This is a genomic window from Pseudomonas sp. MYb193, assembly GCF_002966775.1.
Lineage (GTDB): Bacteria > Pseudomonadota > Gammaproteobacteria > Pseudomonadales > Pseudomonadaceae > Aquipseudomonas > Aquipseudomonas paracarnis.
On sequence record NZ_CP023269.1, the window covers coordinates 176,959 to 187,409 of the forward strand.

At 61.3% G+C, this 10,451-nt stretch carries 5 protein-coding genes and 1 pseudogene; all 6 read left to right on the plus strand.

What is annotated here, in order from left to right; translation table 11 throughout:
- Window positions 1–66: 66 nt before the first annotated feature.
- The 6 genes and pseudogenes from CLM72_RS00750 (at window position 67) to CLM72_RS00780 (ending at window position 10,423) form a co-directional block, all read left to right on the plus strand.
- Window positions 67–1,563: a YdgA family protein gene (locus tag CLM72_RS00750; RefSeq protein ID WP_105225343.1), complete on the plus strand. Its 1,497-nt coding sequence runs from the start codon at window positions 67–69 to the stop codon at window positions 1,561–1,563.
- Window positions 1,564–1,883: 320 nt separating this feature from the next.
- On the plus strand, window positions 1,884–4,364 hold the full coding sequence (gene pgaA / locus CLM72_RS00760) for a poly-beta-1,6 N-acetyl-D-glucosamine export porin PgaA (RefSeq protein WP_105225345.1): 2,481 nt from the start codon (window positions 1,884–1,886) through the stop codon (window positions 4,362–4,364).
- A 12-nt stretch (window positions 4,365–4,376) separates the two neighbouring features.
- The gene (gene pgaB, locus CLM72_RS00765) at window positions 4,377–6,380 is read left to right on the plus strand and encodes a poly-beta-1,6-N-acetyl-D-glucosamine N-deacetylase PgaB (protein ID WP_105225346.1); all 2,004 of its coding nucleotides are present in this window, start codon (window positions 4,377–4,379) and stop codon (window positions 6,378–6,380) included.
- A 2-nt stretch (window positions 6,381–6,382) separates the two neighbouring features.
- A complete protein-coding gene (gene pgaC, locus CLM72_RS00770) occupies window positions 6,383–7,723 on the plus strand; it encodes a poly-beta-1,6-N-acetyl-D-glucosamine synthase (RefSeq protein WP_105225347.1) in 1,341 nt (446 codons plus the stop codon).
- A gap of 2 nt (window positions 7,724–7,725) precedes the next feature.
- On the plus strand, window positions 7,726–8,202 hold the full coding sequence (gene pgaD, locus CLM72_RS00775; protein WP_003187480.1) for a poly-beta-1,6-N-acetyl-D-glucosamine biosynthesis protein PgaD: 477 nt from the start codon (window positions 7,726–7,728) through the stop codon (window positions 8,200–8,202).
- 492 nt (window positions 8,203–8,694) lie between these two features.
- Window positions 8,695–10,423 (plus strand): annotated as a pseudogene (locus CLM72_RS00780) (ShlB/FhaC/HecB family hemolysin secretion/activation protein).
- Window positions 10,424–10,451: the final 28 nt, after the last annotated feature.

The window sequence follows — 10,451 nt, forward strand, 5'->3', positions numbered from 1 at the left end:
GAGCCAATCCCCTCGGGGGTTCAAGGAAGACAGCCCACTTCTCACAGGATTTGATCAGGTCACTTCATGAATAAGCCAGCCGTTGTTTTCTTGGGTTTTGTTGTCGCCGTCGGCGCCGTCAGTGCGGGCGGTGCCTGGTACACCGGTAAACAACTGGAGCCGGTCCTGCAAACCGCTATCCAGAGCGCCAATAAAGAACTGCAGACCTCCATGGCCGGCGTCGATGGCAGCGTGACCCTGGAGCTGGTGTCTCTGGACCGTGGCGTGTTCAGCAGCACCGCGCACTATCGCCTCAAAGGCCAAGGCAGCGTGTTCGGCGAAGACAACCCGAACCCCGAATTGCTGTTCGTCGACCACATCGAACACGGCCCGCTGCCGTTCTCGCGCCTGGTGACGCTCAAGTGGTTGCCGGTCATGGCCACCAGTCACTACGAACTGGAAAAGAACCCCACCACCGAAAAATGGTTCGCCGCCAGCAAAGACGTGTCGCCGCTCAAAGGCGTGGCGAATATCGGCTATAGCCGTTCGGTGAGCGGCAACATCGAATTGCTGCCCCTGGAATTCAAGGACGCCACCTCCTCGGTGAGCTTCTCCGGCGCCAACCTCAACTTTGACAGCAGCGCCGAAGGCCAGAAGGTCAAGGCCGAAGGCTTCATGAACAGCCTCAAGGTTGCCGCAGTGGACGCCGAAGGCGCACCGTTCGAAGCGGAACTGGCCGGCCTGACCGTCGCCAGCAACCTGGAAAAAACCACCTTCGGTTTCTACACCGGCCAGAACACCGTGGAACTGACCGACACCAAGGTCACCTTCGGCCCGCAGAAAGCCGTGCTGACCCTCAAGGGTTTCGAGCAAAAAGACTCCAGCGAAACCAAGGACAACAACCTGGCTGGCCGCGTCGACTACAAGATCGACGAGATCGGCTACCAGGGCAAAGCAGTAGGCTCGGCCGCCATGGCCGTGAGCATGAAGAACGTCGACATTCCGGCGATGCTGGTGCTGACCAAGCTCTACCAGGACAAGATGCAACCGGTGCAAGCCGCCGCCGCTGCCGGTCAACCGGTGCCGGAGCTGCAAATGACCGAAGCCGAGCAAGCCCTGGCTGAAGCCAACGTCAACCAGGTGCTGGCCGCCAAGCCGCAACTGGCCGTGGAAAACCTGTCGCTCAAAACCACCCGTGGCGAAAGCAAGTTCAACCTGGTGGTGGACCTGACCAAGCCAACGTCCATGGAGCTGCCGCCGGTTGAACTGGGCAAGCAAATGGTCTCGCTGCTGGATGCCAACCTGACCCTGTCCAAGCCGATGATCAGCGACGTGGCGGCCCTGCAAGCCCAGGTGGGCGGCGTGACTGACCCCAAAGCCATCGAACAGCAATCGCAGATGGCGGCCGAGATGGTCAGCAGCATGGCGGTCGGTACTCAACTGGCGACCCTGGTGGGCACCGACGTGGTTTCCAAGCTGCACTACGCCAACAACGAGGTGACCTTCAACGGCCAGAAGATGACCGTTGAGCAGTTCCTCAGCTTTGTGATGTCCAAAGCCGGTGCGGTCAGCGGCGCCCAATAAACCTGAAATGCGGTAAAAAAATGTGGGAGCTGGCTTGCCTGCGATAGCATCGTCCCGGTCTGGCTGAACGACCGAGGTGCCTGCATCGCGGGCAAGCCCGGCTCCCACACAAACCCGGCTCCCACTTTTGTTTTGTGTGAGGGCAAAAAATCGCGATCGTACAATTCTGAACAATTGTTCTGAATTGTGCTTCCCCCTACTTCCCTAAGGGATAGTTCCTACAGGAAAGCTAGGTCGGGTCCCGAGACGCCGACACCCTGATGCGTTTTGCTCAGGACCATCTATCGTTAGGGCTTTCCGTGTGTAAGGAAGCTCACGATATGCTGCGAAACCTCCCCTACAGTGCTTCAGGCCGGTTGCGTCTGCTTATCGGGGCCGCCCTGTGCAGCCAATTGCTGATCCCAGGCCTTGCGTTTGCCGACCCAGCCTACGACGCCCTGATCATCCAGGCCCGTAACGGCCACTTCACGCCGGCGTTGACGCAACTGCGCCAACTGTCTGCCGAACGCCAAACCCCAGGCCAGGTCAGTGACCACCTGGTGATTGCCGGGTGGGCCGGGCAAGACGCTGAAGTGCTCAAGGTTTACGAGGCGCAAGGCAAGCATCGCAACCTCACCACCCAGGCACTCGCCACGGTGGCGCGCACTTATCGCAATCAAAAGCAGTGGGCTCAGGCCGAAGCGGTCTATCGCCAGGCGCTGCTGCGTGAACCCAATAACGTCGACCTGCAACTGGGCCAGGCCCTCACCCAGGCCGATGGCGGCAAGGCCAACGAAGCGGTGCAACGCTTGCGCACGATGGTGGCGGCGCAACCCAATGACCCGAACCGCCGCATGGCCCTGGGTTATGCGCTGACACGCGCCGGCCTGAACTACGACGCGCTGTTCGAATTCGACCAAGCCTTTATCCGGGCGGGCGATAAACCCGAAGTGGCGCGTGAATACATCGTTGCCCTGCAAAAGGCGCGGCTGCCGGAGCCGGCACTGCGCCTCTCGGCCAAGCGCCCGGGGCTGGTGGATGCGGTCACCCAGCGCCGCCTCGAAGGTGACCTTGCCGCCGAGCGTGTGCGCATGGCTGAGTTCGCCACGCGCAGCGAGAAGGAACGCTACGTCATCGCAGACCGTGCCCTGCAGGACTACGACAAACTGATCAGTCGCTGGGCGCCGGACGCCACGGCCCACGACGACGTCGTGCGTTGGCGCATCGACCGCCTGGGCGCGCTCAAGGCCCGTGCACGGACCGCTGAGGTGATTCGCGAATACGAAGTGCTCACCGCCCAAGGCGTGCAGTTGCCGACCTACGCCGTGCGTTGGGTGGCCGCCTCCTACCTCGACCAGCGCCTGCCGGAAAAAGCCGCGCCCCTGTATCGCCAGGCGCTGACTGCGGCGGATGCCGACGTTGGTGATCATGTCAAAGACAGCACCGCCCTGTTCTACGCCTTGTTGGAAAATGACCAGGTGGATGAGGCGCGTACGGTCGCCACGCAGTTGGCCAGCACCGAAAAACCTCGGGTTGAACTCAAGGGTTTGCCTATCGGCAACCCTAACGACGAATGGATGGACGCCCAACAATTGGCGGCCCAGGCCGGTACCTATGGCGCGGACCTGAATGCCAGCGAACAAGCCCTGGAAAACCTGGGGAGCAAGGCCCCCGGCAGCATCGGTGTACGTTTGGCACAGGCAGAAATGTACCGTGCCCGTGAATGGCCGAGACGCGCTGAAGACTCGCTCAAGGAAACCGAAAACCAGAGCCCCCGTGACATCGGGGTGGAAATGTCCCAAGGCTTCACCGCGCTGGACCTGCAGGAATGGCGGCAACTGGACCTGCTCACCGATGACGTCGTTGCCCGCGCCCCGGACAACCGCCAGGTACAGCGCCTCAAACGCTTGCGTGATGTGCACGACATGGCCGAAGTGCGGGTGGAAGCCTATACCGGCAAAAGCTTCGGTGGCGGCAACAACCAAGAGGCCGGTGCGGTGTCGGGTAGCCGTGACTGGGGCATAGAAAGCGTGATCTACACCCCGCCCATCGACGAAGACTGGCGGCTGTTTGCCGGTGTCGGTTACGGCACTGCCGATTTCACCGAAGGCACTGGCCATCACCGCTGGCAGCGTGTGGGCGTGGAGCGGCGCACCCGCGACATGACCATCGAAGCCGAAGTGTCCAACCACTCCTATGGCGATGGCGCCAAACAAGGCGCGAGCGTGTCGATCGCCCGCGATATCAACGACCACTGGCAGTACGGCGGCAGCCTTGGCTACCTGCTCAACACCACACCGTTGCGGGCGTTGAATGAAGGTGTCACGGCCAACGGCGGCAGCGGTTTTATCCGCTGGCGCGCCAACGAAAGCCGCGAGTGGAAACTGGCCATCAGCCCGTCCCATTTCAGCGATGGCAACGATCGCGTCGAAGCCTTGCTCACGGGACGCGAAGGCATCTACAGCTCGCCCAAAGTGCAAGTCGAGCTGGGCCTGGAAGTTGGTGCCAGCCGTAACAGCAAGGAAGACACGATCTACTTCAACCCCAAGTCCGACTTCAGCGTGTTGCCTACCGTCAACGTCAACCATGTGCTTTATCACCGCTACGAAACCCAGTGGAGTCAGCAGTTCCAGCTTGGTGCGGGTACCTATAGCCAAAAGGACTATTCCACCGGTGGTGTCGGCTTGATCGGGTACGGCCAACGCTTTCGCTGGAACGACGTGCTGGAAGCCGGCGCCAACCTGAGCCTGGTCAGCCGACCTTACGACGGCGAGCGCGAACGCGATTTGCGCCTGCTCCTGGACCTCACTTACCGTTTCTAGAAGAGCCTGACCATGACCCTCCTCAGCCGTTTTTTTTTGGTCCTGGGTGTAATGCTGGCCGCCGCGTGCGCCCAGCAACCTGCGCCATTCGTTCCACCTGCCGAGCGGCCGACACTGGCCAGCGAGGCCCCGTGGCCGAAGAACCATTTCCTGGGCATTGCCTACCACGATGTTTCGGACAACGATCCCGACCAGGCCGTGGTGGCGGTGCGTACCGAGCGCTTGATCGAGCAATTGGCCTGGCTGCGCGAGAACGGTTACCAAGCGGTCAGCGTGGATCAAGTCCTTGCTGCGCGCCGGGGCGGGCCGGCACTGCCGCCCAAGGCTGTGATGCTCAGCTTCGATGACGGCTATTCCAGCTTCTACACCCGCGTGATGCCGATCCTGCGGGCGTACAATTGGCCGGCCGTGCTGGCGCCGGTGGGCAGTTGGATCGATACCCCGCTGAACCAGCCGGTGGACTTCGCCGGTACACCGCGCCCACGGGGCGACTTCCTGACCTGGCAGCAAATTCGTGAAGTGTCCCGATCGGGCCTGGTGGAAATCGCCGCCCATACCGACGCCAATCACAAAGGCATACTCGCCAATCCCCAGGGCAACCTCGAACCGGCGGCCACCACGCGCCGCTATGATCCGGCGACCGGTCGCTATGAAACCGAAGCGCAGTTCCAGGCGCGGATGCGTACTGACGTAGCAGCCATCTCCAATAAAATCCGTACCGTCACTGGCAAGGCTCCACGGGTATGGGTGTGGCCATATGGCGCGGCCGATGGCACCACCCTGGCCGTGGTCGGTGAGCACGGCTATGAGATGGCGCTTACGCTGGATGACGGTTTGGATGATTCCAACAAGCTGATGAACAGCCCGCGCTTTCTGGTGGCCTCCGACCCGGATGGTGAGCACTTCGCCAGCAGCATGGTTTCGGTTCAGGCCAAGGCACCGTTGCGCGTCTTGCATGTGGACCTGGATCACGTCTATGACCCCGACCCGGTCCAACAGGCGCACAACCTGGACGTGCTGGTGCAGCGCGTGGTGGACATGGGGGCTGTCACGGTGTTCCTGCAAGCCTACGCCGATCCCAAGGGCGACGGTCTGGTGCATTCGCTGTACTTCCCCAACCGCCACCTGCCGATGCGCGCCGATTTGTTCAACCGCGTTTCCTGGCAGTTGCATACCCGTGCCCATGCCAGCGTGTTTGCGTGGATGCCGGTGCTCAGTTTTGCCCTCGACCCCAAGCTGCCACGTGTGACCCGCTGGGACCCGCAGACCGGCAAGGTTGCTGCCGATCCGGATCAATACAAGCGCCTGTCGCCCTTTGATCCGAAAGTGCGCCAGCTCATCGGCGAGATCTACGAAGACCTGGCGCGTACCAGCAACAGTGCCATCGACGGCGTGCTGTATCACGACGATGCGCTGCTAAGCGACTTTGAAGACGCCAGCCCTGCCGCACTCAAGGCTTACGCCGCCAAGGGCCTGCCGGACAATATCGCCGCGCTGCGTGCCGACCCAGCCGTGATGCAGCGATGGACTCGCTTCAAGAGCCGCTACCTGACCGATTTCACCAACGAGCTGACCGTGAAGGTGCGCGCCATTCGCGGCCCGCAGATCCTCACCGCGCGCAATATCTTCGCCGAGCCGATGCTCAACCCCGGCAGCGAAGCCTGGTTCGCGCAGAACCTCGATGACTTCCTCAAGACCTACGACTGGACGGCGCCCATGGCCATGCCGCTGATGGAAGGCCAGTCGCTGAAAGACTCCAATGCCTGGCTGGAAAAACTGGTGGCCACGGTCAAGGCACGCCCCGGCGCATTGGAAAAAACCGTCTTCGAACTGCAAGCCAAAGACTGGCGCACCCCAGCCGCACCGGATATCAGCGCTGAGCAATTGGCAGAGTGGATGGGTGTACTCAAACGGCAGGGCGTCACCAGTTTCGGCTACTACCCGGACAACTTCCTGGAAAACTCCCCGGACTTGAAGACCATTCGTCCGGCCCTTTCCAACCAGTGGAACCCTTGATCATGTTCGACAGAATCCTGGCTATATTCGTGTTGGCACTGGTACTGGGCTTGCCCCTGGGCCTGATCTTCCTGGTGACCGGGCAGTTCCTGATGGACTTCGTGTTCTTCTACCCGTTGTTCATGTCGGCGCTGTGGATCGCTGGTGGCCTGTACTTCTGGCTGCATTGGGAACGCCACTGGCCGTGGAAAGAAGACACGCCGGCGCCGACCCTGGCCGGCGAGCCGCTGATCTCGATCATCATCCCTTGCTACAACGAGGGCGATAACGTCGCTGACACTATTGGCGCGGCCCTCGGCCAGTTGTACCCGAACATCGAAGTGATCGCGGTCAACGACGGTTCCAGCGACAACACCGCCGCAGTACTCGATGCCCTGGCGTTGCAACACCCGCGCTTGCGCGTGCTGCATCTGGCTCAGAACCAGGGCAAGGCCGTGGCCCTGCGCATGGGCGCCGTGGCTGCCCGCAGCGAATACCTGGTGTGCATCGACGGCGATGCCTTGCTCGACAAAAACGCGGCGGCCTACATGGTCGCGCCGATGCTCGACAACCCGCGCCTGGGGGCCGTCACCGGCAACCCGCGCATTCGTACGCGCTCGACCCTGATCGGCCGGGTGCAGGTGGGCGAGTTCTCCTCGATCATCGGTTTGATCAAGCGTACCCAGCGGGTATTCGGTCGGATCTTCACGGTCTCCGGTGTGGTGGTGGCGTTTCGCAAGAAGGCGCTGGACCGCATCGACTACTGGAGCACCGACATGATCACCGAGGACATCGATGTCAGTTGGAAGCTGCAACTCGATCACTGGGCGATCTTCTACGAGCCGCGCGCGCTGTGCTGGATCCTCATGCCCGAAACCGTCGGCGGCCTGTGGAAACAACGCCTGCGTTGGGCCCAGGGCGGCGCTGAAGTGCTGTTCAAGAACATCCGTGGCATCTGGCAATGGCGCCATCGCTACCTGTGGCCGCTGCTGTTCGAATACTGCCTGTCCACCGGTTGGGCCTTTACCTTCCTGCTGTCGGTGATCTTCTGGGCCGTGGGTAAATTCGTCACGTTGCCGGCGGCGATTACCGTGGACTCGTTGGTGCCACCCGCGTTTACCGGCCTGGTGCTGGCGATGGTGTGCCTGCTGCAGTTTGCGGTCAGCATCCTGATCGACCGGCGCTACGAAAAAGACCTGTGGAAAACCCTGTTCTGGACCGTGTGGTACCCGATGGTGTTCTGGCTGGTCAGCCTGCTCACCACCCTGGTCAGCTTTCCCAAGGTGTTGTTTAACCAGCATCAAAAGCGCGCACGCTGGGTCAGCCCGGACCGTGGTATCAAACCTGCACAAGAGGAGGCTTGATCATGAAACTGGTCAGAACTCGCCAAAACACACTGATGTGGATCGTCGATGTGCTGCTGACCCTGCTGGCGTGGGGTGGGTTGATCTGGCTGCTGGCGCGAGGCATCAGCGCCATGCTTGAAACCCACGGCGGCCCACGCATCGAGGCGCCTATCTTTGCTGCGCTCAACACCTTGCAGGTTTACCTGTGGATCGCGCTGTTCAATGCAGTGATACTGATCAGCTGGGCACGTTATCAGCAGCATCGCGGGCGCAAATTCGCCCAGCGCCGCGCCGAGGCCAATGCACTGAGCGACCAGCACCTGAGTGAAAGTTTCAACTTGGGCGACGGCGACCTCGAACAACTGCGCCGCCCCGGCGTGCTGGTGATTCACAACGATGAAGAGGGCGGCGTCGAAGAAGTGAAGTCCCACGTCTCCCGCGACGTCGAACGCCCCGGCCTGACCCTGGTGCCCGACAAAGACAAGGGCATTGGCTAGCGTTAAGCGAACGCAATGCTCAAAGCAATGAAGATCCAATGTGGGAGCTGGCTTGCCTGCGAAAGCGGTAGTGCAGTAAGAGTTTTATTGACTGACACACCGCCTTCGCGGGCAAGCCCACTCCCACAGGTAGTATTTCCACCCATGGCTTGCAGTGGTTCACTCCTCTTGTTGGAATTCCGATAAATGGGATCCAATTCACAAAACCCCCGCGAACTTTTCCCCCTTCTCCGGTACTAACCTAACTCGACGAACACCTGATGGCTAAGTAATGGCAGTCGGAAAGTCATTCGTCGAATCGCCATCAAAACAGTTGCCGCTTGTCGGAATAATCACCGTAAGTGCCCGAATTAAACTCTTTTGATGAAAAATTATTATTAATAATCAACAGGTTAGAAAACTAATCAGTCGAACGGCCCCACGTCGCCCGTTTCTAGGCGGGCTGGAAGTTCGATGTTAGTTTCGCGGCCCTTGATTTTCGATGGATCGAACATGTCTTCGTTATTGCCATGGACCCGGTTATTGCTCTGCACCTTCCTGCTCACCTGCATGGGCCTGAACAGTGCATCCGCCGCCCCCACGCCCGGCGATCAGGACTTGATCCGCGACCGGCAGAACCGCCTGCTTGAAGAGCAACAGCGGCGCCTGCAGGAACTCCAGGACCTGCCCGGCAAAGCGGACAAGCCCCAAGCCCCAAGCCCCGGCAACCCCGGCCGACACCCGTTGCTTCCCGATCAAAACCATCGAACTCAAAGGCGCCGACAGCCTGCCGGCGCCCGACCGCGAGCGCTTGCTCAAGCCCTACATCGGCCAGTGCCTGGGCGTGTCCCAGCTGAACGACCTGCTCAAAACCATCACCGACTACTACCTCGGCAAAGGCCGCGTCACCAGCCGTGCGTACCTGCCGCAGCAAGACCTCTCTACCGGCCACCTGCAAGTGCTGGTGGTGGAAGGCAAACTCGAAGCGTTGCGCAGCGCCGAAGGCAGCACGGTGACCGACCGCGAGCTGGCCATGGCGTTTCCCGGCAAAGTCGGTGAAGCACTGAACCTGCGCGAGATCGAGCAACTGGTGGACCAGCTCAACCGCCTGCCGTCCAAACAGGCGCAGATGGAACTCACCCCCGGCAAGCAAATCGGCGGCAGCGACGTGGTGGTCAAGAACACCGCGCAAAAGCCCTGGCGCGCCAGCCTGTCGCGCAACAACGACGGGCAGAAAAGCACCGGCGAACAGCAATGGGGCGCGGGCCTTGAGTGGGACAGCCCGTTGGGCCTGGGTGACCAACTGATGCTGCGCGGCGGCCACGACGCCATCAGCGACCACCAGAAAACCTCGAAAAACACCATGCTCTACTACAACCTGCCATGGGGCTGGTGGAACTTCAGCTACACCTACAGCGAAAGCGACTACCGCACCTACGGCGTAACCGACGGCTTCAAATACAAGCAGGACGGCGACAACCAGAACCACCAACTGCGCGCCGAGCGAGTGATCCACCGCGACGACGTCAGCAAGACTTCGGTCAACGTCGGCCTGGCGCACCTGCGTACCAACAACTACATCCTCGACGTGCGCACCGCGCCCAGTAGCAACCGCCTCAGCGAACTGCAACTGGGCGTCAACCACGGTCGGCGCATCGGCAGTGCCTTCGTCAACCTGGACCTGGGCATGCAAAGCGGCATCGGCCTGCTCGACGCCCAGGCCCAAGACGAGCGTGACCCAGCAGGCCGTCGCCAGCCGAACTCGCGCTACCGCAAATACACCGCCACCGTCAGCTACCTGCAACCGTTCAGCCTGTGGGGCGAGTCGTTCAGCTTCAGCAGTTTGGCCACCGGGCAACGTAGCGAAGACCCGCTGTTTTCGCCGCAGCGCATGAGCCTCGGCGGCTCGGCCTCGGTGCGTGGTTTCAAGGACCAGTTGCTGACCGGTGACAGCGGCGGCTACTGGCGCAACGAAGTGCGCTGGGCGCGCCCGGTGACCCTCGACTGGATGCGCCCGGCCTTCGCCGAGTACGGCGCCAGTGTCGGCTACGACCAGGGCGTGATCCGCAACGACCGCTACAACGGCAACGTGCATGGCCGGGTGTCCAGCAACTCCCTGGAGCTGTTCGCCCGTGGCAAACACGTCAGCACCAGCGTGACCTTTGCTCATTCGTTAGAAAGACCCGGTGTGGTTACCGAGCGCGAAGCGCCGATCTACTTCCGCATGGATTTTTTCCTGTAATTCAACGCCCCGCTGCATGAGAGCCTGA

Coding starts and splice junctions, on each gene's coding strand:
- CLM72_RS00750 (WP_105225343.1), top strand. CDS start 67: ATGAATAAGCCAGCCGTTGTTTTCTTGGGTTTTGTTGTCGCCGTCGGC.
- pgaA (WP_105225345.1), top strand. CDS start 1,884: ATGCTGCGAAACCTCCCCTACAGTGCTTCAGGCCGGTTGCGTCTGCTT.
- pgaB (WP_105225346.1), top strand. CDS start 4,377: ATGACCCTCCTCAGCCGTTTTTTTTTGGTCCTGGGTGTAATGCTGGCC.
- pgaC (WP_105225347.1), top strand. CDS start 6,383: ATGTTCGACAGAATCCTGGCTATATTCGTGTTGGCACTGGTACTGGGC.
- pgaD (WP_003187480.1), top strand. CDS start 7,726: ATGAAACTGGTCAGAACTCGCCAAAACACACTGATGTGGATCGTCGAT.